2 tRNA genes and 1 rRNA gene are annotated in these 410 nt (G+C 47.6%); all 3 read right to left on the reverse strand.

Going from position 1 to position 410, the window contains the following annotated elements:
* Positions 1-9: 9 nt before the first annotated feature.
* The 3 genes from M3226_RS31685 to rrf all read right to left on the reverse strand — a co-directional run bounded on the left by M3226_RS31685 (position 10) and on the right by rrf (position 359).
* Positions 10-85, reverse strand: a tRNA-Val gene (locus tag M3226_RS31685).
* A 41-nt stretch (positions 86-126) separates the two neighbouring features.
* Positions 127-201, reverse strand: a tRNA-Glu gene (locus M3226_RS31690).
* Positions 202-242: 41 nt separating this feature from the next.
* Positions 243-359: ribosomal RNA gene (gene rrf / locus M3226_RS31695) — 5S ribosomal RNA — on the reverse strand.
* Between the last annotated feature and the right edge of the window lie 51 nt (positions 360-410).

Below are 410 nucleotides of genomic sequence, written 5' to 3' on the forward strand. Positions count from 1 at the left end.
AAAAAATCATGGTGGAGGATGACGGGATCGAACCGCCGACCCTCTGCTTGTAAGGCAGATGCTCTCCCAGCTGAGCTAATCCTCCATATTAATGAAAGGGTTATTTCCGATATTGTGAAGATACTTTGGTGACCCCTACGGGATTCGAACCCGTGTTACCGCCGTGAAAGGGCGGTGTCTTAACCGCTTGACCAAGGGGCCAAATACTAAAATTCGCAAAATAATAGCCCCAAAGGGGCAAAGCCTGGCAACGTCCTACTCTCACAGGGACTCGCGTCCCAACTACCATCGGCGCTGAGAAGCTTAACTTCCGTGTTCGGTATGGGAACGGGTGTGACCTTCTCGCCTTAATTACCAGACTTATTAAATTGAGAGATCGTTCTCTCAAAACTAGATAATATATAGAAGAA

Source organism: Neobacillus cucumis (assembly GCF_023715505.1).